The sequence below is a fragment of the Streptomyces sp. F63 genome, assembly GCF_018070345.1.
Taxonomy (GTDB): domain Bacteria; phylum Actinomycetota; class Actinomycetes; order Streptomycetales; family Streptomycetaceae; genus Streptomyces.
The window spans coordinates 18,308-42,688 of the sequence record NZ_JAGPXX010000036.1 but is presented as its reverse complement, the minus strand read 5'-3'; the positions used below and the strand labels follow the sequence as shown (position 1 = coordinate 42,688).

At 74.7% G+C, this 24,381-nt stretch carries 21 protein-coding genes; 12 read left to right on the top strand and 9 right to left on the bottom strand.

Annotated features, from left to right (window positions below; all coding sequences use genetic code 11):
- Positions 1–178 precede the first annotated feature (178 nt).
- The 7 genes from KBZ10_RS25610 to KBZ10_RS25585 all read right to left on the bottom strand — a co-directional run bounded on the left by KBZ10_RS25610 (position 179) and on the right by KBZ10_RS25585 (position 5,977).
- Positions 179–466 carry a DUF1416 domain-containing protein gene (locus KBZ10_RS25610; RefSeq protein ID WP_210990094.1) on the bottom strand — a complete coding sequence of 96 codons (288 nt, stop codon included), beginning with the start codon at positions 464–466 and terminating at the stop codon, positions 179–181.
- Positions 467–532: 66 nt separating this feature from the next.
- Positions 533–1,372: a sulfurtransferase gene (locus KBZ10_RS25605; protein WP_210990093.1), complete on the bottom strand. Its 840-nt coding sequence runs from the start codon at positions 1,370–1,372 to the stop codon at positions 533–535.
- 244 nt (positions 1,373–1,616) lie between these two features.
- Positions 1,617–1,697 (bottom strand): putative leader peptide, encoded by an 81-nt coding sequence (locus KBZ10_RS30665; RefSeq protein WP_350797220.1) that lies wholly within the window; start codon positions 1,695–1,697, stop codon positions 1,617–1,619.
- A gap of 325 nt (positions 1,698–2,022) precedes the next feature.
- Positions 2,023–2,730, bottom strand: coding sequence for a DUF2993 domain-containing protein (locus tag KBZ10_RS25600; RefSeq protein WP_210990092.1), 708 nt, complete (start codon positions 2,728–2,730; stop codon positions 2,023–2,025).
- A gap of 63 nt (positions 2,731–2,793) precedes the next feature.
- Positions 2,794–3,891 carry a hypothetical protein gene (locus KBZ10_RS29825; protein WP_374223418.1) on the bottom strand — a complete coding sequence of 366 codons (1,098 nt, stop codon included), beginning with the start codon at positions 3,889–3,891 and terminating at the stop codon, positions 2,794–2,796.
- A gap of 763 nt (positions 3,892–4,654) precedes the next feature.
- Positions 4,655–4,918, bottom strand: coding sequence for a MoaD/ThiS family protein (locus tag KBZ10_RS25590; protein ID WP_210990091.1), 264 nt, complete (start codon positions 4,916–4,918; stop codon positions 4,655–4,657).
- A gap of 159 nt (positions 4,919–5,077) precedes the next feature.
- Entirely contained in the window at positions 5,078–5,977 is a 900-nt protein-coding gene (locus KBZ10_RS25585) for an alpha/beta hydrolase (protein WP_247702994.1), read from the bottom strand.
- A gap of 335 nt (positions 5,978–6,312) precedes the next feature.
- Between KBZ10_RS25585 and KBZ10_RS25580 the strand changes: the two genes are divergently transcribed.
- The 6 genes from KBZ10_RS25580 to KBZ10_RS25555 all read left to right on the top strand — a co-directional run bounded on the left by KBZ10_RS25580 (position 6,313) and on the right by KBZ10_RS25555 (position 12,336).
- Positions 6,313–6,468: a hypothetical protein gene (locus KBZ10_RS25580; protein WP_210990089.1), complete on the top strand. Its 156-nt coding sequence runs from the start codon at positions 6,313–6,315 to the stop codon at positions 6,466–6,468.
- A complete protein-coding gene (locus KBZ10_RS25575) occupies positions 6,465–7,316 on the top strand; it encodes a response regulator transcription factor (protein ID WP_210990088.1) in 852 nt (283 codons plus the stop codon). Before KBZ10_RS25580 ends, KBZ10_RS25575 begins: the two co-directional genes overlap by 4 nt.
- 24 nt (positions 7,317–7,340) lie before the next feature.
- Entirely contained in the window at positions 7,341–8,366 is a 1,026-nt protein-coding gene (locus KBZ10_RS25570) for a LacI family DNA-binding transcriptional regulator (RefSeq protein WP_210990087.1), read from the top strand.
- A 155-nt stretch (positions 8,367–8,521) separates the two neighbouring features.
- On the top strand, positions 8,522–9,679 hold the full coding sequence (locus tag KBZ10_RS25565; RefSeq protein WP_210990086.1) for a S1C family serine protease: 1,158 nt from the start codon (positions 8,522–8,524) through the stop codon (positions 9,677–9,679).
- A gap of 255 nt (positions 9,680–9,934) precedes the next feature.
- A complete protein-coding gene (locus tag KBZ10_RS25560; protein ID WP_210990085.1) occupies positions 9,935–10,666 on the top strand; it encodes a response regulator transcription factor in 732 nt (243 codons plus the stop codon).
- A 239-nt stretch (positions 10,667–10,905) separates the two neighbouring features.
- A complete protein-coding gene (locus tag KBZ10_RS25555; RefSeq protein ID WP_247702984.1) occupies positions 10,906–12,336 on the top strand; it encodes a cell wall metabolism sensor histidine kinase WalK in 1,431 nt (476 codons plus the stop codon).
- A 201-nt stretch (positions 12,337–12,537) separates the two neighbouring features.
- Here the strand turns inward: KBZ10_RS25555 and KBZ10_RS25550 are convergent, their stop codons facing one another.
- A complete protein-coding gene (locus tag KBZ10_RS25550; RefSeq protein WP_210990083.1) occupies positions 12,538–14,346 on the bottom strand; it encodes a bifunctional UDP-sugar hydrolase/5'-nucleotidase in 1,809 nt (602 codons plus the stop codon).
- 213 nt (positions 14,347–14,559) lie between these two features.
- Between KBZ10_RS25550 and mshD the strand changes: the two genes are divergently transcribed.
- From mshD to KBZ10_RS25530, 4 genes are all read left to right on the top strand, one after another.
- Positions 14,560–15,492 (top strand): mycothiol synthase, encoded by a 933-nt coding sequence (gene mshD, locus KBZ10_RS25545; RefSeq protein WP_210990082.1) that lies wholly within the window; start codon positions 14,560–14,562, stop codon positions 15,490–15,492.
- A 576-nt stretch (positions 15,493–16,068) separates the two neighbouring features.
- Positions 16,069–18,447, top strand: a complete 2,379-nt coding sequence (locus KBZ10_RS25540; RefSeq protein ID WP_247702983.1) for an RNA degradosome polyphosphate kinase — start codon at positions 16,069–16,071, stop codon at positions 18,445–18,447.
- A complete protein-coding gene (locus tag KBZ10_RS25535) occupies positions 18,431–20,014 on the top strand; it encodes a CHAD domain-containing protein (protein WP_307847601.1) in 1,584 nt (527 codons plus the stop codon). Before KBZ10_RS25540 ends, KBZ10_RS25535 begins: the two co-directional genes overlap by 17 nt.
- Positions 20,011–20,493 (top strand): NUDIX hydrolase, encoded by a 483-nt coding sequence (locus tag KBZ10_RS25530; RefSeq protein WP_210990081.1) that lies wholly within the window; start codon positions 20,011–20,013, stop codon positions 20,491–20,493. Before KBZ10_RS25535 ends, KBZ10_RS25530 begins: the two co-directional genes overlap by 4 nt.
- A gap of 665 nt (positions 20,494–21,158) precedes the next feature.
- On the opposite strand, the gene KBZ10_RS25525 is transcribed toward KBZ10_RS25530, so the two are convergent.
- Positions 21,159–21,968 (bottom strand): class I SAM-dependent methyltransferase, encoded by an 810-nt coding sequence (locus tag KBZ10_RS25525; protein ID WP_210990080.1) that lies wholly within the window; start codon positions 21,966–21,968, stop codon positions 21,159–21,161.
- Positions 21,969–22,336: 368 nt separating this feature from the next.
- Between KBZ10_RS25525 and mshA the strand changes: the two genes are divergently transcribed.
- Both mshA and KBZ10_RS25515 read left to right on the top strand, forming a co-directional pair.
- Positions 22,337–23,647 carry a D-inositol-3-phosphate glycosyltransferase gene (gene mshA / locus KBZ10_RS25520; protein WP_210990113.1) on the top strand — a complete coding sequence of 437 codons (1,311 nt, stop codon included), beginning with the start codon at positions 22,337–22,339 and terminating at the stop codon, positions 23,645–23,647.
- Positions 23,634–24,206: a YbjN domain-containing protein gene (locus KBZ10_RS25515; protein WP_210990079.1), complete on the top strand. Its 573-nt coding sequence runs from the start codon at positions 23,634–23,636 to the stop codon at positions 24,204–24,206. The genes mshA and KBZ10_RS25515 overlap by 14 nt, the downstream gene beginning before the upstream one ends.
- Positions 24,207–24,381: the final 175 nt, after the last annotated feature.

Sequence of the window (24,381 nt, the reverse complement as noted above, 5' to 3'; positions counted from 1 at the left end):
CCGCCCGGCTGCCGTCCGGTTCCCGTTCGGTGCCCGTCCGGTGCCCGTTCGTCTTCGCGTCCCCGGGTGCGCCGGCGCGTTCCGGCCGGCTGCCCGGAAGCGGTGCCGGTGGACCCGGGTGCGCGAGCGACCGCCCGTATCGCTCGCGCACCCGGCGCCCGTACCGTCCGTACCGCCGTCAGACGGCGATGGAGATCTCGGCGAGGCCGCCCTTCCGGGCGACGACCTTGCGGTCGGCCGTGCCGCCGGGCACGAGGGCGCGCAGTGTCCAGGTGCCCTCGGCGGCGTAGAAGCGGAACTGTCCGGTGGCCGAGGTGGGGACCTCGGCGGTGAACTCGCCGGTGCTGTCCAGCAGTCGTACGTAGCCGGTGACCGGCTCGCCGTCGCGGGTCACCTGGCCCTGGATCGTCGTCTCACCGGGCTTGACGGCCGAGGTGTCCGGGCCGCCGGGCTGTGCTCCACACATGTGCTGTTCCTCTGGTCGAAGGGGTGCCGGGCCGGGCCCTGGGTCCGAACCGGCGGGATTCCGTGGCTACTTGGCGGGGCCGAGCTCGATCGGCACGCCGACGAGCGAGCCGTACTCGGTCCAGGAACCGTCGTAGTTCCTGACGTTCTCCTGGCCCAGCAGCTCGTGCAGCACGAACCAGGTGAGGGCGGAGCGCTCACCGATGCGGCAGTAGGCGATGGTGTCCTTGGAGAGGTCCACGTCCTCCGACTCGTAGAGCGCCTTCAGCTCCTCGTCCGACTTGAACGTGCCGTCGTCGTTGGCGTTCTTCGACCACGGGATGTTGCGGGCGCTCGGCACGTGGCCCGGGCGCTGCGACTGCTCCTGCGGCAGGTGCGCCGGGGCGAGCAGCTTGCCGCTGAACTCGTCGGGGGAGCGGACGTCGACCAGGTTCCTGACGCCGATCGCGGCCACGACGTCGTCGCGGAAGGCGCGGATCGAGGTGTCCTGCGGCTTGGCCTTGTAGTCGGTGGCGGGGCGCTGCGGGACCTCGGCGACCAGGTCGCGGGAGTCCAGCTCCCACTTCTTGCGGCCGCCGTCGAGCAGGCGGACGTCCTGGTGGCCGTAGAGCTTGAAGTACCAGTAGGCGTAGGACGCGAACCAGTTGTTGTTGCCGCCGTAGAGGACGACCGTGTGGTCGTTGGCGATGCCCTTGGCGGAGAGCAGCTTCTCGAAGCCGGCCTGGTCGACGAAGTCGCGGCGGACCGGGTCCTGGAGGTCCGTCTTCCAGTCGATCCGAAGGGCGTTCCGGATGTGGTTCTTCTCGTACGCCGAGGTGTCCTCGTCGACCTCGACGACGGCGACCTTCGGGTCGTCGAGATGGGCCTCGACCCAATCGGCGTCCACCAGAACGTCGTTGCGGCTCATATGTCTTCTCCTCCGGGGCAGTTCGGGGCGGTTCGGGGTGCTTCGGTACGGCCCGGGAGCTGTGGTGCTCCGGGGCGGTTGCGGACATCGGGGCGGCGCCGGTTCGCTCGTTCGCGGGAGGCGGGGAGGCGGGACCGGCGCCGTTCACGGACGTCCGGCGGCCCGAGGGCGCAGTGCGCGGGTGCCTGCGCCTCATGGGGCGGGGAGGGCCTGCGGGGCCCGGGAAACGGGTGTGGTCACCCGCTCAGAGAGCGCGACACAGCATGGCGGCGACACGGCACAGGTCGACTGCCCGCCGCTTCGTGAGATCCGCCTGTCGCTTCATGGCCCCGATCGTAGGGAGCCGCGGCCCACCATGTCACCGGCGTGTCATATGGCGAGACGTGAAAGTTCACGATGCGGGATAGCGGCGGCCGTGGCGAACCCGCGGAAGCCGTGCGGGGCCGGAGCGCCCGGGGATTTCCGGGGCACGGACATCGCCGTCTCGGCTGTCGGGACGGCGTGTGAACACCCGTACGGGTGTGGGTGGTTGACCCCGCCCGGGCGGCCGGCCGTACCGGTTGAGCCCCGGGCGGGGGGCGCGGCACCGGGCGCGGGCGCGGCCGGTGTGCGGGCGCGGCCGGTGTGCGGGCGCGGCCGGTGTGCGGGGCTCAGCCGGCGAGCGCCACCCGGCTGCCCTTGAAGGTGATGTCGATGCCCTGCTCGGTCGGCTCGACGGACTCCAGCTCCAGGCCCTGCGGGAGGCCCGAGATCTTCCGCTCCATGTCGATCCGGCTGCGCACCAGTTGCTCCACTCCGGGCAGCCCGTCGGTGGCGATCTCCTCGGCGCGCAGCTTGATGGTGTCGCCGCCGGCGACCGAGACGGCGCTCACCACGCTGCGGTCGAAGGACTGCCCGGTGGGCAGCTGGAGGCTCGCCGTGACCTTCACCTGCGGCTGACCGGTTTCGCCCTTGCCGCCGTACGCGATGCTGATGCCGTCCTCGGCCAGCTCGGAGAGGTCCGCGTAGCTGATGGACGCGGCACCGGTGGCCGTGGCGGCGGTGGCGGAGGAGAAGTTGTTCTCCAGGGCCACGTCGCGCAGTCGGGCGGTCATGGTGGTGAGCCGTACGGACTGGCCGTTCGCCTCGGCCGTCATGCCGTCCATGGTGACCTCGACCTCGTCGAGCTCCTTGCCCGCGGCCTGCGTCAGGAAGGGGAAACCCTTGATCGAGACCTCGGGTTCCCCGGTGAGGCCCTGATTGCTCTTGATCTTCGCGGCGGCCTCCGACTCGGCGAGATTGACGGCGAGCCGGTCGGCGGCCACGAAGAGACCGCCGAGAACCACCGTGAGAATCAGCAGTATTCGCAGTGCGCGCATCCGTTTCCACCCCAGAGAGAGATCCACCCGTTCCGCGCGAGCCTAATGCCGGAGGCGTGGCGGTCAACCGAGCGTCCGGCTCAGCACGTACACGGCGGGAGCCGCGGCGGCGAGCGGGAGCGCGACACCGGCGGTCATGTGCACGAACCGGGACGGGTAGTCGTAGCTCGCCACCCGCAGCCCGATCAGCGCGCAGAGACCGGCGACGGCGCCGAGCAGGGCGCCGGCCGGACCGTCGCCCGCCCACTGGCCCGCGCCGAAGCCCGCCGCGGCGGCCGCGGCCAGCGCGCCGGAGACCGAGAGCACGGAGGGCAGCGGCAGCGCGCGGACGACCGCCGCGGCAGCCACCGCCGCCGCGCCGGTGACGACGGCGCCCCCGGAGTACGCGGCCGCGGCCAGATAACCGCCCGCGAGAACGGCCAACGCACTGGACGCCACCCCGGCGGTCAGCGCGTACATCCGCTCGTCCGGCGAACTGTGGTTGCGCAGCTGGAGCACGAGGACGAGGAGGAGCCAGACGCCGAGCGTGCCCAGGGCGACGGTCGCGGCGTCACCGCGGTCCGTGGCGAACAGGGCCGCGTCCGCCGTCAGTCCGCCCGCGAAGGCCAGGGCGATGCCCTGGCGGGCCGGCCACATGCCGTTGAGGCGGTACCAGCCCGCCGCCGTGACGGCCTGGAGGAGGACGACGGGAACGGCGAGCGCCGGCCGGGCGAGCGGCGCGGTCAGCGCGATGAGTGCGGCGAGCACGGCGGTGAGCAGAGCGGGCTGGAGGCCGGGCGCGATGATCGGCGACCTGCCCTCGGCGCGGGCCCGCTGGGCGGGCGTGAGCGCGGGCCCGGCTGGTTCGGCGGGGCGGGCGGGGCCGGCGGCGGCTTGCGGGGCGTGCGCGCCGGCCGGAGGCTCCGCCGGGGCGCCCCCGCCGGGGCCCGGCCGGGATCCGGGGCCGGGCGGGGAACCGGGGACGGCGCCGGTGCCGTACGGGCCGGCTGCGTACGGGCCGGGCGGATACGGAGCGGGCGGGTACGGCCCGGGGGCCGGGGCGCCGGGCTGGGAGGAGGTGCCCGGCTGCCGGGCAGCGGCGCCGGGGTGCCCGGCGGGGCCTGGGCCGGGGTGCGGGGCGCCGTGGGCGCCGGGCGCCACCGGCGCGCCGTACTGGGGCACCTGCTGTCCGGCCGGGGCACTCGGGTGTCCGTGCGGGGCGCCCCGATGTCCCTGCGGACCTGCCGGGTGGGCGACGCCGGGAGCGGGGGCGTGGCGACCCGGCCCGGGGTATCCGGGGTATCCGGGCTGCGCGGGGTGCGCGGACTGTGCGGGGGGCGCGGGGTGCGCGGGGTGGTCGGACTGCCCGGGGTGCCCGGGATATCCGGACTGCGAGGGGTGTGCGGACTGCTGTGCGGGGTGCGCGGGCTGTGCGGGGTATCCGGGCTGCGCGGGGTGCGTGGGCTGCCCGGGGTGGGCGGTGGGGTCGTCGCCCGGTGCCGGGTGGCCGCCCGCGGCCATGCCGAACCCGGCGGCCGGGCCGGCTCCGTACGGGGCCGGCTGCTCGGGCGGCAGCGGGCCCGGTCCGCTCCATCCCGGCCCGCTCCATCCCGGACCGGGACCCTGTGCCCCGTTCGCGCCCTGCCCCTGCCCCTGCCCCTGCGCCGGGCCACGGCCCTCCCCAGGATCCCGGTGCTGTTCCGGTGCCCGGCCCCGGGACGGATCCGGGCTCCGGCGCGGCGGATACGCCGTCTCGGCCGGGGACCCCGGCGTCCCCGGGCCGCCGGCCGGCGGAGCGCCCTGGGCGCCGGTGCCGCCGTACGGTCCGGGCGCGGGGCGGGGGCCCGCGGAGGGACGCGGGCCGTCGGCGGCGTACGGGCCGTGCGGGTCGTACGGGCCGTGCGGGCCGTAGGAGTGCTGGGGCTGGTCGGTCATGCTCGGCTGCTCACCCTCCTGCGAACGGTGGGAGCACCTCGACCGTGCCGCCCGTGGTCAGTGTGACCGTGTCGTGGCCGCGGACGCCAACCGGGTTGCCGTCCACCAGGAACGAGCAGCCGCGCAGGACCCGGGCGAACTCCGGCCGCGCGCTGTGCCGTTGCCGCGCGGCCTCCAGCGCTTCCGCGAGGGTGGCCGCCTCGTACGGCTCCTCGGCGGTGCCCGCGGCCGACTTGGCCGCCGCCCAGTAGCGGATCGTCCCTGCTGCGGCCATGACGGCTCCTTCTGTCGGTCTCCCGGGCGGCGCCCGACCGCTGTCCGGCGCCGCCCGTCAAATCTAAGCGAGGGGGGCTCCGTACCGGTCCGGCGCACCCCGGCGGCCCGCTCCGGCCGCCGCCGTCCCCCGTCGCGGGGCGGCCGGCCGGCTCCGGATTCAGCGGCTGTCGAGCCAGTCGGCGATGCGGTGCAGCAGAGGGGGCGCGACCGCGTTCTCCGCGTGGCCCATGCCGCGTTCGAGCCAGAGCTCCACCGCGTCCGGGGAGGGGGCCGCGGCCAGCAGGGAGTGCGGGTGGTCCACCGGGAAGTAGGGATCGCGGTCGCCGTGCACGACGAGCAGCGGTACCGGCGCGATGAGCGGGACGGAGGCGACCGGGGACAGCGGCACCGGATCCCATTCTCGGTCGTCGATCCGGGTGCGCAGCCCGTAGCGGCCGACGATGCGCCCGGCCGGGCGGGTCACCACCCAGTGGAGGCGGCGCATGGGCGCGGTGCCCCGGTAATACCAGCGGGCGGGGGCGCTCACGGCGACGACCGCGTCCGTGCCCGCTCCTGTGCGCCCCTCGGCCGTGACGCCGGGGCGATCGGCGGGAGCGGAGCGGCTTCCGGGGCCCGGTACGGATCCGTCCGCCGGGGCGTTCGGCCCGTACAGGGCGGCGTGCCGGATGACCACCGAGCCGCCCATGGAGAAGCCCACCGTCGCCACCCGGTGGTGCCCGAACGAGCGGGCCCAGCGCACCGCGGCGGCGAGGTCCAGCACCTCGCGGTCCCCGACGGTGGAGTGTCCGCCGGAGCGGCCGTGCCCCCGGAAGGAGAAGGTGACCACGGCCGCGTGCTCCGCGAACACGTCCGCCACCCGCTGGACGGCGGGACGGCCGAGGGAGCCGGTGAACCCGTGTGCGACCACGATCACCGGCCCGTCGGAGGCCCGCTTCCCGGGCTTCCCGCCGGCCGGCCCGGGCCCGCCCCCGGACCCGCCCCCGGACCCGCCCGGGCCGCCGGGCGGCCGGGCGGGCCGGTACGCGGCCTCGACCGGCACCCCGTCGTCCGTCAGCAGCGTGGCGCGGCGAAGGCCCTGAACAGGGCCTCTCCCGCCACGCGAGGTGACCGGAGAGACACCGATCCGTGGGTGCGAGGCCTCCGGTTCCGCCGTCATGTGGGCTATTCTGCTGGGCATGAAGGATCCGGGCAGCGACGCCCCCGGGTCCTTTCGTGCATTCGGACACGTCCGGCACGGAGCTCCCCGGTCCGTGCCCGGGAGGAGGCGGGAGACGGGGCGTACGGAGCGTTGCCGCGGCGAGCGGCACGGTGCGATACGAGTAGCCGGCAGTACGGAGCAGTACAGAGCAGTGCCGCTTACGTCCTCGCAGGGACCGAGGAGGAACCGACGTCATGGGCAAGCGCACATCGCGGAACCGGAAAGCCCGCTCGGCCGGGCACCATATCCAGGCCGTTCAGGCCACCGACACCCCGGCCGTTCCGGCCACCGAGGCCGCTCAGGCCGCGACGACAGCAATGACCACCCCGCTCGAAGGGGGCAGGCGATGAGTTCTCTCCTGCTGCTGACCAACGCGCTCCAGCCGTCCGCCGAGGTACTCCCCGCCCTCGGCCTGCTGCTGCACCACGTACGCGTGGCCCCCGCCGAGGGGCCCGCCCTGGTGGACACCCCCGGCGCCGACGTGATCCTCATCGACGGGCGGCGCGATCTTCCCCAGGTCCGTTCCCTCTGCCAGCTCCTCCGCTCCACCGGCCCCGGCTGCCCGCTGATCCTGGTGGTGACGGAGGGCGGACTCGCCGCCGTCACGGCCGAGTGGGGTGTCGACGACGTGCTGCTCGACACCGCCGGTCCCGCCGAGGTCGAGGCCCGGCTGCGGCTGGCCACCGGCCGCCAGCAGCTCACCGGCGACGACAGCCCGATGGAGATCCGCAACGGCGACCTCTCCGTGGACGAGGCGACGTACAGCGCCAAGCTCAAGGGCCGGGTCCTCGATCTGACCTTCAAGGAGTTCGAGCTGCTGAAGTACCTCGCCCAGCACCCCGGGCGGGTCTTCACCCGCGCGCAGCTCCTGCAGGAGGTCTGGGGCTACGACTACTTCGGCGGCACCCGCACCGTCGACGTGCACGTACGGCGGCTGCGCGCCAAGCTCGGCCCGGAGCACGAGTCCCTGATCGGCACCGTGCGCAACGTCGGCTACCGCTTCGTCGTCCCGGAGAAGGTCGAACGGGCGGCCGAGGAGGCCAAGGCGAAGGCGGAGGCGAAGGCGGAGGCGCAGGCCAAGGCCAAGGCCGGGGCCGGGACGGCGGCCGGGGCGGAGGCCGCGGCAGCCGGGGGACCTGCGGGCCCGGGCGCCGCCGAGGCCGCCGGGCCGCGTTCCGCCGGGGCGGCCAAGGGATGAGTTGGCCCGCGTAGACTGCCGCGTGTGGCCAAGGTGACGCGTGACGATGTGGCAAGACTGGCGGGGACCTCGACCGCGGTGGTCAGCTACGTCATCAACAACGGGCCGAGGCCGGTCGCCCCGGCCACACGCGAGCGGGTCCTCGCGGCCATCAAGGAACTCGGCTACCGGCCGGACCGCGTCGCCCAGGCGATGGCCAGCCGCCGTACCGACCTCATAGGGCTCATCGTGCCCGACGCCCGGCAGCCGTTCTTCGCCGAGATGGCGCACGCCGTGGAGCAGGCGGCCGCCGAGCGCGGAAAGATGGTCCTGGTCGGCAACTCCGACTACCTGGACGAGCGCGAGGTGCACTACCTGCGTGCCTTCCTCGGCATGCGGGTCTCCGGGCTGATCCTCATCAGCCAGGGCCCCAGCGAGCACGCGGCCACCGAGATCGACGCCTGGGACGCCCGGGTGGTGCTGCTGCACCGCCGGCCGGACGCCATCGACGACGTGGCCGTCGTCACCGACGACATCGGCGGCGCGCAGCTCGCCACCCGGCATCTGCTGGAGCACGGCCATCCGTACGTGGCCTGCCTCGGCGGGGTCGAGACGACGCCGGTGGCCGGCGACCCCGTCACCGACCACGTCGAGGGCTGGCGGCGGGCCATGGCCGAGGCCGGCCGCTCCACCGAGGGCCGGCTCTTCCAGGCCCCGTACAACCGCTACGACGCGTACCGGGTGGCCCTGGAGCTGCTGGCCGGCCCGGACCGGCCGCCCGCCATCATCTGCGCCGTCGACGACCAGGCCATCGGCGTGCTCCGGGCGGCGCGCGAGCTGCGGATCGACGTGCCGGGCGAACTGGCCGTCGCGGGCTTCGACGACGTGAAGGAGGCCGCGCTCACCGATCCGCCCCTGACGACGGTCGCCTCGGACCGCCGGGCGATGGCACGGGCGGCGGTCGATCTCGTCCTGGACGACGGGCTCCGGGTCGCGGGCTCGCGGCGGGAGCGGCTGCGGCAGTTCCCGTCCCGGCTCGTCGTCCGGCGCTCCTGCGGCTGCGGCGATTAGCGGCCGGCCCCGGCCGGGCGGGCCGGACGGGCCGGACGGGCCCGGTGCGCCATGCCGGAGGCCGCCGGGGCCTTTATGTCGGGCATACGCGCTTCTGCCGGGCTTCTCAGGACGTACTCATCGGATTCTCATCTTCGCGGCGCACCGTCGAAGGCATGGATGAAATCCGTACGCACCCGCCGCAGCCGCAGCCGCAGCCGCAGCCGCAGCCGCAGCCGCAGTCGCAGTCGCAGCCGCAGTTCCCGCCCCCGCCCCCGCCCTCGTCTGCGGGAGCGTCCGTCCCGGAGCGGCCCTCCCGCGCGCCCTTCGTCACCCCCGACGGCGCCACCGTCTGGCCCTCCGGGGGCGGGGGCGGTCACGCGGACCCCGGGGCGGCCCCGCCGGCGGCCCCGCCCGGTCCGCCGGAGTCCGCGCCGCGGGCCGGGCACCGGCGGCGCCGCGCCCGCGGGCCGGCCGGGCTCTTCGCCGCTGTCGCCCTCGTGGCGGCCGCGGTCGGCGGTGGGACGGGATGGGCGGCCGGCGCGCTGACGGACGGCGGCGGGAACACCCCCGCCACGGCCGTCACGGGAACCCAGACCTCCGCGTCCCCGGACGGCACCGTCGCCTCCGTCGCCGCCGCGGTCCGGCCGAGCGTCGTCGAGATCCGCGCCACCTCCCGCTCCGGTGAGTCCACCGGCTCCGGGGTCATCACGACCTCCGACGGCGAGATCCTGACCAACAACCACGTGATCTCCGGTGCCTCGGCCGTCGAGGTGGTGTTCAGCGATGGGAAGACGGCGGCCGCCGAGGTCGTCGGCACCGCGCCGGACCTGGACATGGCGCTGCTCAAGGCGCGGGACGTCCAGGGGCTGCGGGCCGCGCGGCTGGGCGACTCCGGCAGTGTGAAGGTCGGCGACCAGGTCGTCGCCATCGGCTCACCGGAAGGGCTGACCGGCACGGTGACCAGCGGCATCGTCTCGGCTCTGGACCGCGATGTCACCGTGCGGCGGGACGACGGCGGACAACAGCAGCCGTACGGCGGGGGCGACCGGTGGCCGTTCGCGTTCGGCGGCGGCGAGTACAACGGCGACGTCGGCTCCGACACCACGACGTACAAGGCCCTGCAGACGGACGCCTCGCTCAACCCGGGCAACTCCGGCGGGGCGCTGATCGGCATGGACGGCCGCGTCATCGGGATCAACTCGGCGATGTACGCGCCCAGTACGGTCGCCGGCGCGTCGGGCGGCGCGGGCAGTGTCGGCCTGGGCTTCGCCATCCCGGTCGACGACGTGAAGCAGATCATGGAGGAGCTGAGGTCCGGCTCCGGCGGGTGAGGCGCGGCTCCGGGAGCGCATGCGGCCGCGCCCCGGGCGGACGGCGGACCCGCCCGGACGCCCGCGCACCGGATGGCGGACCCGCCCGGACACCCGCGCACCGAATGGCGAACCCCGCGCCGGACGGCCTCCCCGTGCGAGTCTGAGAGCTGTGCCGCACATCCCGGTGCGCCCGCCGCACTCCGCCGTGCCGCACACCGCCATGCCGTAGAGCCGTAGTGCCGTAGTGCCGTACACCCGTGAGGTAACGCATCGATGAGCCCCACCGAAGGCGGCCACCGCATTCTGATCGTCGACGACGAGCCCGCCGTGCGCGACGCGCTCCGCCGCAGCCTCGCTTTCGAGGGCTACGGCACCCGGACAGCCGTCGACGGTCTCGACGCCCTCGCCCGGGCCGAGGAGTACCGGCCGGACCTGGTGCTGCTCGACATCCTCATGCCGCGCATGGACGGCCTGACCGCCGCCCGCCGCCTCCGGGCCTCGGGCAGCACGGTGCCGATCCTGATGCTGACGGCACGGGACACGGTCGGCGACCGCGTCACCGGCCTGGACGCGGGCGCCGACGACTACCTCGTCAAGCCGTTCGAACTGGACGAACTGCTGGCCCGGGTGCGGGCCCTGCTGCGCCGGAGCTCGTACGCGTCCGGCGCGGCGGAGGCGGGGCAGGAGCCGCCCGGAGTCCTCGCCTTCGGCGACCTCCGGATGGATCTCGGCACGCGCGAGGTGACCCGCGGCGGGCGGCCGGTCGAACTGACGCGCACGGAGTTCACGCTGCTGGAGATGTTCCTCGCGCACCCCCGGCAGGTGCTCACCCGGGAGCAGATCCTCAAGGCCGTCTGGGGATTCGACTTCGAACCCGGTTCCAACTCCCTGGATGTGTACGTGATGTATCTGCGACGCAAGACGGAGGCGGCCGGTGAGCCCCGGCTCGTCCACACCGTGCGGGGCGTCGGCTATGTCCTGCGCGACGGCAACGGAGCGCGATGAGCACCCCGGACGGCCCGCACCCGCCGGGCAGCCCCGGGGAACCGGGCCCGTACGGCACGTCCCGGCCCCCGGGCGCCGCTTCCCCGGACCCGGCCGCCTCCCGCCCCGCCCCCACGCCTCCACCCCCGCCGCCCCACGGCGGTGTGCGGCTCCCCGCCGCGCCACCGGGGCCACCCGCGACTCCCGCCCCGCCGCCTGCCCCGTCGCCCGGACCGCAGTCCGGACCGCGGTCCGCCCCGTTGCCCGGCCGGCGCCCGGGGCGTACGTCCCGGCGTCTCCCCCTGCGCACCCGGCTGACGCTGCTGACGGCGGTCGCGGTGGCCGTCGCCGTCGCCGTCTCCGCCTTCGCCTGCTGGTTCCTCACCCGCGACCAGCTCCGCTCCCAGCTCGACGCCTCCCTGCGCAACGTCAACGTCCCGCCGACGTACATCGCGCAGACCGTCCGCGACTGCGCGTCCACCGACCCCCCGACCAGCGAGCAGACACTCCCCGGCATCGCCTACGGGCAGGTCGTCACGGACGACGGCCGCCGCTGCGTGGGGTTCAACTCCCGCCCCGTGCGGGTCGAGCCCGAGGACGCCGAGGTCGCCGCCGGCACCCGGGACGAGGTGCTGCGGGACGGCGTGACGGAGAGCGGCGAGCCCGTACGGGTCCTGACCAAGCGGCCCGGTCCCGGGGACCGCGTCACCGGCTACGCGGTCTCCGTCTCCCGGCCGCTGAGCGAGATCCAGGAGCCGCTGGACACGCTGGCGCTGCTGCTGACCGCCGTCGCCGGGATCGGAGTCCTCGGTGCGGCCACGGCCGGCCTGTGGATCGCGCGCACCGGTCTGAAGCCGGTGGACCGGCTCACCGGTGCGGTCGAACACGTGGCCAGGACGGAGGACTTGGCGGTCCGCATCCCGGTCGAGGGCGGGGACGAGATCGCGCGGCTGTCGCGCTCCTTCAACGCGATGACCGCGGCCCTCGCCTCCTCCCGCGACCGGCAGCAGCAGCTCATCGCCGACGCCGGACACGAACTGCGCACCCCGCTGACCTCCCTGCGCACCAATGTCGACCTGCTCGTACGGAGCGAGGAGACCGGCCGTGCCATCCCCGAGGAGGACCGCCGAGCCCTGCTGGCCTCGGTGCGCGCCCAAATGACGGAGCTGGGGGTGCTCATCGGCGATCTCCAGGAACTGGCCCGGCCGGACGCCGCGGCGGGCGCCGGCCCCCCGGAGGTGGTCGCGCTGCACGAGATCGCCGGGCGGGCGGTGGAGCGTGCGCGGCTGCGCGGCTCGGGCATCGCGATCGTCACGGATCTGGCGCCCTGGTACGTCCGGGCGGAGCCGGCGGCGCTGGAGCGCGCGGTGGTCAACCTGCTCGACAACGCGGTCAAGTTCAGCCCGCCGGGCGGCGAGGTGGAGGTCGCGCTGGCGGGCGGCGAGCTGACGGTGCGCGACCACGGCCCGGGTGTGCCGGCGGAGGAACTGCCGCATGTCTTCGAACGGTTCTGGCGCTCGCCCTCGGCGCGCGGGCTGCCCGGTTCGGGGCTCGGGCTGTCGATCGTCGACCGGTCCGTCCGCCAGTCCGGCGGCGAGGTGCTGCTGCGGCCGGCGCCGGGCGGCGGCACCGTGGCTGCCGTACGGCTGCCGGGGGCCCCGCACCCACCGCCGGGGACGACGCCGGACTGACCGGGCTGTCCGCGGGGGCCGGGCTCGGGCCCGACGCAAGGGGGGGCGGGGCCGGGCCTCGGGCTGCCCATCCCGGGCCCGTCTCCTGTCCGCCGCTCACGGCGTACCGCGCACGCGCCGCGGGCCGCGCGCCGTTTCCCGGCCGCGTCGCACACCGGCCGTGCGCGGTCCGCCGCGCCGCCGCACTACCGCACTACCGCACTACTGCACGACCGTGATCCGGTCCGCCTTCGGAGGGGCGATGGGCGCCTCCGCCGAGGAGTGCGCTCCCAGGTACGCCGTGAAGGCGTCCAGGTCGGAGTTGCCGACGTACTTGTCCGTGGCTTCCTTGAAGACCGCGAAGCCGTCGCCACCCCCGGCCAGGAACTCGTTCATCGCCACCCGGTAGGTGCGCTGCGGGTCGACCGGCTCGCCGTTCAGCCGCACCGAGTCCGCGACGATCCGGTCGGCGCCGGACTTCGTCAGATCGAGGGTGTAGGTGAAGCCCTCCGAGACCTGGAGGATCTTCGGGGTGGCCTCGTTGGAGCCGCTGACCTGCTGCCGCAGGGCGGTCAGCAGTTGCTCGCCGGTCAGGTCGACCGCCGTGAGCATGTTGGTGAACGGCTGCACCGTGAAGGCCTCGCCGTAGGTCACCACGCCGTCGCCCTCGTCTCCCGAGGGGGCGTACGCCAGGTCGGAGCGGATGCCGCCCGGGTTCATCAGCGCGAGTTCCGCGCCGCCCTTGTCGGCGGGGGCCATGGCCTCCAGCTGGGCGTCCGCGATCAGGTCGCCGAGCGGCAGTTCGGGCGTGCCGGCGCCGCGGCCGGGGATGTCCGCGGCGATGTGGCCGACGGGCCGGCCGGCGACTGGGGCTGCCTTCGCGTTCCAGCGCTCGACGAGCGCCGTCATGTCGGCCGCCTTGGGCTGGTCGCGCCGGACGACGTGGTTGGCGGAGCTGACACGGGTGCGCACGATGTCGCGGGTGCGCCGGTCGTAGGTCAGCGTCGTGTCGGTGTAGAGCTTGCCGTAGGAGGCGGCCGAGGTGACCGTGCGCGGCTTGCCCGACGGGTCGGGGATCGTGCAGGCGTACGCCTGGTGAGTGTGGCCGGTGACCAGGGCGTCCACCCGCGAGGTGATCTTCCCGGCGATCTCGGCGATGGGCCCGGAGATGCCGTCGCCCGGACCGGGGCTGTCACAGTCGTAGTTGTACGCCGGGCTCGCCGGCGAGCCGCCCTCGTGGATGAGCGCGACGATCGACTTGACGCCCTTGCGCTCCAGCACCCGGGCGTACTTGTTGACGGTCTCGGCCTCGTCGTGGAACTTCAGGCCCTTGACGCCCTCCGCCGACACGATGTCCGGGGTGCCCTCCAGGGTCACGCCGATGAACCCGATCCGGACGTCGCCGCGCTTCCAGATCGTGTACGGCTTGAGGACGGGCCTGCGGGTCTTCTCGTCCGTCACGTTCGCCGCGAGGTACGGGAAGTCGGCACCCTCGAACACCTTGCCGTCCTCGAAGCAGCCCTCCTCCGGGTGGCAGCCGCCGTTCTGCAGCCGGGCCAGTTCGGCGCGGCCCTCGTCGAACTCGTGGTTGCCGACTCCGGCGACGTCCAGGCCGATCTTGTTCATGGCCTCGATGGTCGGCTCGTCGTGGAACAGGCCGGAGAGCAGAGGGCTGGCGCCCACCATGTCGCCGGCGGCGGCGGTCACGCTGTAGCGGTTGCCCTTGCGGGCCTGGCGCAGCGAGGTCGCCAGGTACTCGACACCGCCCGCGTCGATCTTCTCCGTCGTGCCGTCCTCGTGAACGTGCGTCACCTGCCCGGAGGAGCCGGCCGGCGGCTGCAGATTGCCGTGGAAGTCGTTGAACGAGAGCAGTTGGACGTCGACGGTCCTGCTGTGGCCGGGACGGCCGCGGTCACCGCTGTGGGCGCCGGCCGGCACGGCTGCGGACAGCACCCCGGCCGTGGCGGCCAGGACGGCCGTCCCTGCGGTCAACCGGCGCACGCGGCGGCGCCGTTGGGATGAGGCTGACATGAAGTTCCCCTTCACAGGCTGTGGAAGACCGATGCGGTGCGTCGCAGCCTACGGTCAACGCGCGTAGCGTGTCAGGGCCGGTCGGGTAACGAGCGGGTTGCGGCCGGGTGCCGCGCGGTGCCGCGGGGACCGGCGGCCCGGCGCACGGCCCCGCCCGCGGCCTCGCGTGCGGCTCTGCGGCGGGCCGGTGCGCCGCGTCGTAGGCTCGGCGCCATGAGCGACGTGATGAACGGTGCGGGCGCGGGCCGCACGATCGACATCCTCGACGAGGTGCCGTCCGGCCTGCTCACGGAGGTAGGGCAACTGATCGACGGGGCGGCGCTCGAGGACGGCCGCCAGGCGGTGTCCGAGCAGGGCCGGCTCAACCTGCGCGGCGGCCGGCGCGAGGGCGTCCGGCACTTCCTGCTCCGCGAGACCGACGGCGGCACCCTCGCGGGCTACGCCCAACTGGACGGCACCGACCCGGTGGAGGCCCCCGCCGCCGAACTGGTGATCCACCCGGCCCACCGGCTCCAGGGGCATGGCCGGGCCCTGGGCAGGGCCCTGCTGACGGCCACGGGGCAGCGGCTGCGCGTCTGGGCGCACGGCGGTCATCCCGCCGCCCGCCTCCTCGCGCAGGGTCTGGGCCTCACCCTCTTCCGCGAACTGCGCCAGATGCGCCGCCCGTTGACCGGCGAGGGCGCCCTCCCCGAGCCGCGGCTGCCGGAGGGCGTGACCGTCCGCACCTTCCGGCCCGGCGAGGACGACGAAGCCTGGCTGGCCGTCAACGCGGCCGCCTTCGCCCACCACCCCGAGCAGGGCTCCCTCACTCAGCGGGACCTCGACGACCGCAAGAGCGAGGACTGGTTCGACCCGGAGGGCTTCTTCCTCGCCGAGCGCGAGGGCCGCATCGTCGGCTTCCACTGGACGAAGATCCACCGGGAGGAGGGGCTCGGCGAGGTGTACGTCGTGGGGGTGGCGCCGGACGCGCAGGGCGGCGGCCTCGGCAAGGCCCTCACCCTGATCGGCCTGCGTCATCTGGCCGGCCGCGGGCTGCCGGGCGTCCTCCTCTACGTTGACGCCGACAACACCGCGGCCGTCGGCGTCTACGAGGGCCTGGGGTTCACCGTCCACGAGACGGACCTGATGTACCGCACGGAGACCTGACACACCGGACGGGACCGGGGGCGGACGGATCCGGGGATGGACGGAACGGGGATGGACGGGAACCGGGGATGGACGGAACCCGGGCAGGGCGGGGCGGGGCAGTCGGGCCGGGGGCCGAACAGTGCCGCCCGGCGCCGAATCGGTCCGCGCCCGGTCCACCCGGCCGGTCCTCCCGGCCGGTCCTCCGCTCGTTCCGTCCGCCCGTCCGCCCGCCCGCCCGTCCGCCTAGCCCGTCCGCCCGGCCGTCCGCCCGACCGGCCCCGCCGGGACCGGACGCCGCCCGGCTCCCGCGTCCCGCACGCCGCGGATGCCCCGGGGGCCCCCGGACTGCCCCGCTCGACGATCCGGCAGGAGGTCCGTACGGCCGCGGCCCTCGCCGGCGGCGGTATCGCGGCACCTCCGTGAGGGTCCCCGCTTGCCTGTCCGCCATGTGGCCGTTACCGGTGATTCAGACTCGCTTGCGAGCATCGCCGAATGCAGCCCGCCGTCCCGACGACCCCCCACCGGCGGCCTCCCCGCGCCGTCCGGCCGTCTTCCGGGGAGCCGGTCCCCACCGCGTCGCGGAACAATGGGGACATGAACGACTCCAGCGCCCAGGAACCGGCCCGGACCGCCCCGGCACCCTCCGCCCCGACCGCCACGGACGGGCAGCCCTCCACCGGCGGAACCGTCACCGGCCGGTCCACCACCGAGGAGTCGGCCACCAGCCGGCAGCCCGCCACCGTCGGCCCCCGGCCCGCCGCCGAGCCCCCGCCGCGCCCGCAGCCGTCCGTGGGCTCCATCGCCGCGCACCGCCCGGCGGCCGTCGTCCCCGCCACCGCCTCCGACCTCGACCCGGACCTCGACGGCGATCCGGACACCTGGGAGGAGGACGACGAGACGGCCGCCGAACTCCCGCAGGGCCGCTTCCTGGACCGGGAGCGCAGCTGGCTCGCCTTCAACGAGCGAGTGCTGGAACTCGCCGAGGACCCGGCCACCCCGCTGCTCGAACGGGCGAACTTCCTTGCGATCTTCGCCTCGAACCTGGACGAGTTCTTCATGGTCCGGGTCGCCGGCCTCAAGCGCCGGATCGCCACCGGCGTCGCCACCCGCTCCGCCTCCGGCCTCCAGCCGCGCGAGGTGCTGGACCTCATCTGGACCCGCTCCCGCGAGCTCATGGCCCGGCACGCCGCCTGCTTCCAGCAGGACGTGCTGCCCGCCCTCGCCGAGGAGGGCATCCACCTCATCCGCTGGCGCGAGCTCACCGAGGCGGAGCAGGGCCGGCTGCTCACCCTCTTCCGGCAGCAGATCTTCCCGGTGCTGACCCCGCTCGCGGTCGACCCGGCGCACCCCTTCCCGTATATCTCCGGGCTCTCCCTCAACCTGGCCGTCGTGGTGCGGAACCCGGTCAGCGGCCACGAGCACTTCGCGCGGGTCAAGGTGCCACCACTGCTCTCCCGCTTCCAGGAGGTCTCGCCGCAGCGGTACGTGCCGCTGGAGGACGTCATCGCGGCCCACCTGGAGGAGCTCTTCCCGGGGATGGAGGTGCTCTCCCACCACATGTTCCGGGTCACGCGCAACGAGGACCTGGAAGTGGAGGAGGACGACGCCGAGAACCTCCTGAAGGCGCTGGAGAAGGAGCTCATGCGCCGCCGCTTCGGCCCGCCGGTGCGGCTGGAGGTGGAGGAGTCGATGGCTCCGGACGTGCTCGACCGGCTGATCCGCGAGCTGAAGATCAGCGAGGCCGAGGTGCACCCGCTGCCCGGCCCCCTGGACCTGACGGGGCTCTTCGGGATAGCCGCCCTGGACAAGCCGGAGCTCAAGTACCCCAAGTTCGTGGCCGGCACCCACCGGGACCTCGCCGAGGTGGAGTCGGCGTCCGCGCCGGACATCTTCGGGGCGCTGCGCGAGCGCGACGTCCTGCTGCACCACCCGTACGACTCCTTCTCCACCTCCGTGCAGGCGTTCCTCGAACAGGCGGCCGAGGACCCGGACGTCCTCGCGATCAAGCAGACCCTCTACCGCACCTCGGGCGATTCGCCGATCGTCAACGCCCTCGCCGACGCCGCCGAGGCCGGCAAGCAGGTGCTCGTCCTCGTGGAGATCAAGGCGCGCTTCGACGAGCAGGCCAACATCAAGTGGGCGCGGAAGCTGGAGGAGGCCGGCTGCCACGTCGTCTACGGCCTCGTCGGGCTGAAGACGCACTGCAAGCTCTCCCTGGTCGTCCGCCAGGAGGGCGACACCCTGCGCCGCTACTCGCACGTCGGCACCGGCAACTACCACCCCAAGACCGCCCGGCTCTACGAGGACCTCGGGCTGCTCACCGCCGACCCGGACGTCGGCGCCGACCTCTCCGACCTCTTCAACCGGCTCTCCGGCTACTCCCGCCGCTCCACCTACCGGCGGCTGCTCGTCGCGCCCACCTCGCTCCGCGACGGCCTCGTACAGCGCGTCAACCGGGAGATCGCGCACCACCGGGCCGGACGGCCCGCCTCCGTCCGGCTCAAGGTCAACTCGATCGTCGACGAAGTCCTCATCGACTCCCTCTACCGGGCCGCCCGGGCGGGCGTGCCGGTCGACGTCTGGGTGCGCGGCATCTGCGCGGTGCGGCCGGGCGTCGCCGGACTGTCGGAGAACATCCGGGTGCGCAGCGTCCTCGGCCGCTTCCTCGAACACTCCCGGGTCTTCGTCTTCGGCAACGGGGGCGACCCGGAGGTCTGGATCGGCAGCGCCGACATGATGCACCGCAACCTCGACCGGCGGATCGAAGCCCTGGTGCGGGTGACCGACCCGGGGCACCGGGAGTCGCTCAGCCGGCTGCTGGAGACCGGCATGTCGGACGACACCGCCTCCTGGCACCTCGGCCCGGACGGCAACTGGACCCGGCACGCGGTGGACACGGAAGGACAGCCGCTGCGGAACGTACAGGAGATGCTCATCGACGCCCGGAGGCGCCGGCGTGGCCCAGCGACATGACCCCACGGGTGGCACCACCCGCGCCCACGGCCCGGCCGGCCCCCTCTCCGGGTCCGGCCTCCCCGCTCCGGGAGGCCCGGCCGTGATCACGGCCGGGCACGGGCCCGCCGGCCACGGGCTCACCGACCGCACGGCCGGCGAGGTGCTGGCGGCCTATCTGCACGCGCAGGCGGCGGAGTTCCTGCGCAGCCTGCGGCTGCACCGCGAGAGCGGATCGGACGCGGAGGAGGCCGTCGGGGCACTGCTCCAGATGCGCCGCTCGGCACGGCGCATCGGGGGCGCGCTGCACACCTACCGCGCCCTCACCGACACCGGCTGGGCGGACCCGCTGGCCGCGGAACTGACCTGGCTCTCGACGACGCTGGCCCGCGAGCACGGCTACACCGAGCGGCTGGAGCGGCTGCGCGGCGCCCTGCACCGGCTGTCGGGCGGTGTGGGGGACGGCGGCGGCGGAGCCGCTCCGGCCGGGGCACACGCCCTCGGCGCGGATCCCGAGGGCGCGGGCGGGACCGGCCGGGTCTCCGTGGCTGCCTTCGGAACCGACGCGGGAGCAGGCGGCGCCTACGGAACCGGAGCCGGCGGATCTGGTGGGCCCGGCGGCTCGGGCGGCCCCGGTGCCGGAACAGCCGCCGACGGCAGCGCGCAGATCACCGGCCCGGCAGGGACAGGCACCGGCACGGACGCCCGCACGGACACCGGCACAGGCGCCGGCACGGACACCGGCACAGGCGCCGGCACGGGCGGCCGGAAGGACACCGCCACTCCTCTCGTCGGCCCGCAGCGCGGAAGCGGAAGCGGCAACGGCAACGGCGGCGGGAACAGCGGCGGGACCGGCGGCGGGAACGGAAGCGGCAACCGCGCATCCGCCGGCCCCTCCGCACGCTCCACGCTCACCATGGGGGCCGCCCGCGCCGGGGCGCTACTGGAACGGCAGTTGACCCTCGCCCGGACCCGCGCGCACTCCGCCGCCCTCCAGGCCCTCGGCTCCTCCCGCTTCCACGCGGTCGCCGACGCCATAGCGCTGCTGGCCTCCGAGGTGCCGCTCGCCCCGGACACCGCCGGGCGGCCGGCCCACGAGGTGCTGCCGCCCCTGGCGGAGGCGGCGTACCGGCGGCTCGGCGAGGCCGTCGAGGCACTGCCGCTGACCCGCGCGTCCCACCCGTACAACGCGGAGGCGCTGACCCACGCGCTGGCCGCCACCGGCTCGGCCGACGCACCACCCGCCGCCGAACGGCAGGACGCCCGGTGGCACCAGGTACGGCTGCTGGTCCGGCTCTGCCGGTACGCGCAGGAGGTCCTCGACCGGGCAGGGGCGTACGAGGTACCGCCGGACTCCGGCGCGCACCCCGTGGCGCCGGTCCTGCTGAGTGCCGAGCAGGCGCTGGAGCAGCACCAGGACGCCGCCGAGGCCGCCGCCGCCGCTGCCGCCGCGGCCCGCACCCCGCGGATCGCCCCGGCCACCGCCTACGCGCTGGGCGTGCTCCACGCGGACCAGCGGCACGAGGTGGAAGCGACTCGTCTAGTCTTCGGCCGTATCTGGCAGCGACTGACGACGGGGGTGTTATGAGAGGCGACGGGCACCACGGCGGTACGTATCGCCGGCAGGCGCGTGAGCACGCCGAAGAACACCCGTGGGAGCAGGGAATCATCCGTGCCGCGGGCTGCGTGCTGTGGCGGCGCGCACCGGAGGGCGGCATCGAGATCGCACTGGTCCACCGCCCCGAGTACGACGACTGGTCGCACGCCAAGGGCAAACTCGACCCGGGCGAGTCGGCCCTGACGGCCGCGCTGCGCGAGGTCGCCGAGGAGACGGGCATGGACTGCGAGCCCGGCCCCGCGCTGCCCACCGTGCGCTACACGGTCCGGGGCCGCGCCAAGGAGGTCCGCTACTGGGCGGCGGAGGTGCCGCCCTGCGAACGCTTCGTCCCCAACCCGGAGGTGGACCGACTCCTCTGGCTCAGGCCCGAGGCCGCCCGCCCCCACCTCACGCACGAACACGACCGCGTACTGGTCGACGCCCTGCTGACCACACTCGACCTGGTCTGACGGACATGTCGTACGCGATGAACGCCTTGCCGAACTCCTTCGCGTACCCCTTGCTCTCCATCCGCCGGCCGGAGAGGTGCTCTTCCTGCCCCGCTCAGTCCATGCCGTCCGCGTACGCGCCGACGAAGGTGCGCCGCGGGCCGTCCCACGCCCGCCCCGCGGCCTCCGCGCCGTCGTAGCCGGTGCGCCGCGCTGCCGAGCCGCCGCCCTCATCGGCGCGAGCCGCGCCACCGGCGTCATCGGCTTCGCTCTCAGGGCCTCAGCGGTTCCCACTGAATTCCCCGTTGCGGCCCGTCGGCCGAGTCGTCCCCCTTCGGCTCGATGCGCTTCACCCCCGTGACCGGCCCATGACCGGCATTCCGCATCCTCCCCCGCGCCTCTGACAGTTCGCGTCCCCCGGCAGCCGCACCTGCACGCCGTCCGCCCCTACCGGAGCCGCCGAACTCACCATCCGTACCAAGCCGCCTCCGCGACCGCAACGGAACTCCGGCCCGGCCGTGCGGATCGAGCCGCGAGCCGAACGGACCGGGCGACCGGGCGACCGGGCGGCCCGGGGGAGAAGCGGCGGTGCGTGCTTCCCTGATCACCGTCCCGGGAACACCACGCGCCCCGCGCGGCTCACGCGCTTTGCGCGGCCCCCGGTTCCGCCGGCTCCGTGGTTTCCCTCACCGCGGGGCCAGGGCCTCCCAGCGCACCGTGACCTCGCCCTGCCGCCAGCGCCGCGGGCCGTCCGTGACCGGCCAGCCGCCGGCCAGCGAACGCACCGCGCGTATCCAGCGCTGCCGGGCGCCGAGCGAGGCGTACGGGGCGGCGGCGGCCCAGGCACGGTCGAAGTCGCGGAGGAAGGCGTGCACCGGCTCGCCGGGCACATTGCGGTGGATCAGCGCCTTCGGCAGCCGCTCCGCCAGATCGGACGGGGCGGAGAGCGAGCCGAGCCGGGTGGCGAACGTCACCGTGCGCGGACCCTCCGGCCCGAGCGCGACCCAGACGTGGCGCCGGCCGATCTCGTCGCACGTGCCTTCGACCAGCAGCCCGTCCGGCACCGCCAGCCGTGTGCACAGCCGTTCCCAGACGGCCCGCACCTCGTCCTCCTCGTACTGCCGCAGGACGTTCGCCGCCCGGATCAGCAGCGGGCGCGCGCCGCCGGACAGCGGCACCTCGAAGCCGCCGTGCCGGAAGCTCAGCCCGTCCCGCTCGTACGGGCGCGCCGCCTCGACGCGGGCCGGGTCGATCTCGACACCGACGAGCCGGCTGTCGGGGCGGACGCGGCGCAGCCGTGCCAGCAGTTCGACGGCGGTCCAGGGCGCGGCCCCGTAGCCGAGGTCCACGGCGACCGGCGGTTCGTCCGCGCGCAGCAGGGCGGGGGCGTGGACGGCGGTGATCCAGCGGTCCATGCGGCGCAGCCGGTTGGGGTTGGTGGTCCCGCGGGTCGCCGTCCCGACGGGCCGGGAGCTCGGGGGGACGCGGCCTGCCATGCCCCGAGCCTATGCGGCCGCGGCCGCGGGCCGCCCCCGCCCGGCCCTTCCCGGCCGCCGGGCCCGGTGCACGGTGGCCCGTCCCGTCGCGCACCGGCCGGGCCGGCACGGCCATGTCCGCGTGCCGTCCGCGTGCCGTCCGCGGACCGGCCGGGCATCGGCCGCGCACCGTCCGATCCCGCCCCATTCCACCTCCCCGCGCGGAATGAAGTGTTCTCCCCGGCGGTTACACCCCGGAAGGAGGGGCGGACCGGGCCCCGGCAAGGAGGTCGCGCGCGGTGAGTCATCACGTGTCCTGGCTGGGATCGGCCCTGCCCAAGCAGCGGGGCGCCCAGCAGTCGAGGAACGAACGGCGCGGCCGTCACCCCATGCGCTTCGGCGGCCTCGGCGGTACCCGGCGGCCCCGCCGGGTCGCCATGCTCAGCGTGCACACCTCCCCGCTGCATCAGCCCGGTACCGGCGACGCGGGCGGCATGAACGTCTACATCGTCGAGCTGGCCAGGCAGCTGGCCGCCATCGACATCGAGGTGGAGATCTTCACGCGTGCCACCGCCGCCTCCCTTCCGCCCGCCGTCGAACTGGCGCCCGGCGTGCTCGTGCGGCATGTGGACGCCGGGCCGTACGAGGGCCTGGCGAAGGAGGAACTGCCCGCCCAGCTGTGTGCCTTCACCCACGGCGTGATGCAGGCGTGGGCCGAGCAGCGTCACGGCCACTACGACCTCGTGCACTCGCACTACTGGCTCTCCGGACATGTCGGCTGGCTGGCCGCCGAGCGCTGGGGCGTTCCGCTCGTGCACGCCATGCACACGATGGCGAAGGTCAAGAACGCCGCGCTGGCGGCCGGTGACACCCCCGAGCCCGCCGCGCGTGTCATCGGCGAGACGCAGATCGTGCACGCCGCGGACCGCCTCGTCGCCAACACCGCGGGCGAGGCCGGTGAGCTCGTCGAGCACTACGACGCCGACCCCGCCGAGGTCGAGATCGTCCACCCGGGTGTCGACCTCCGCCGCTTCCACCCCGCCGACGGCCGCGCCGCCGCCCGCGCCCGTCTCGGACTTCCGCAGGACGCGCTGATACCCCTCTTCGCGGGCCGCATACAGCCGCTGAAGGCCCCCGACATCCTGCTGCGCGCCGTGGCCGTGCTGCTGGACGAACGGCCGGAGCTGCGCGAGCGGATCATGGTCCCGGTGGTCGGCGGTCCCAGCGGCAGCGGCCTCGCCAAGCCGGAGGGACTGCAGAAGCTGGCGGCCAAGCTGGGCCTCTGCGACGTCGTGCGGTTCCACCCGCCGGTGGACCAGGACCGGCTGGCCGACTGGTACCGGGCGGCCTCCGTGCTCGTCATGCCCTCGTACAGCGAGTCCTTCGGGCTGGTCGCGGTGGAGGCGCAGGCGTGCGGCACCCCGGTCGTCGCCGCCTCGGTCGGTGGCCTGCCGGTGGCCGTGCGCGACGGGGAGAGCGGCTTCCTCGTCGAGGGGCACGACCCGGCCGACTACGCCCGGGTGCTCCGCCGCTTCCTGGACGGGCCGGAACTCACCGGCCGGATGGGCGCCGCGGCGGCCCGCCACGCCCAGTCGTTCGGCTGGGACGCCACCGCCGCGGCCACGGCCGACGTCTACGCGGCAGCCATGCACCAGATGCATCAGCGGCGTCGCCTACGATCACTGCATGGCCGACCTTGACCCGCATGTGATCGAGACCGTCGAACGAACACTGGACGAGGCGGGCCTCGCATGGGACAGCCCCTCCGACGGCCATTACGTCGTCACGCTCCCCGGGGTCCGGAAGCTCTCCACGACCTGCTCGCTGGTCGTCGGCAGACACTCCCTGTCCGTCAACGCCTTCGTCGTCCGGCACCCGGACGAGAACGAGGCGGCCGTCCACCGCTGGCTGCTGGAGCGCAACACCAAGCTCTACGGCATGAGTTACGCCATCGACCGGCACGGCGACATCTACCTCGCCGGCAAGCTGCCGCTGGCCGCCGTCACCCCGGAGGAGCTGGACCGGCTGCTCGGCACCGTGCTGGAGAACGCGGACGGCAGCTTCAACACCCTGCTGGAGATGGGTTTCTCCACCGCGATCCGCAAGGAGTACGAGTGGCGCGTCGCACGCGGCGAGTCCACCCGGAACCTCGAAGCCTTCGCCCACCTGACGGCGCCGACCGGGGGCGGATCCGGGAGCGGGACCGGAGCCGCCCCCGGGGGCGCGGCCGCGGATGCGTCCGGGGACGCGGCCGGCTGACGCGGCGGGCGACCGGGCCGGCCCCCGTCCTCGTAAGCCGCCCGAACGTCACCGGGGCTTACCGGTCCGGGCCACGATCCGGGCCACGATCCGGGCCCCGGCCCGGACTCCGTCCCCCGGCTGTCCGGGGTCCGAGACGGCCGGGGAACGAGGTTCGTGGCATCACAGAGGTCGA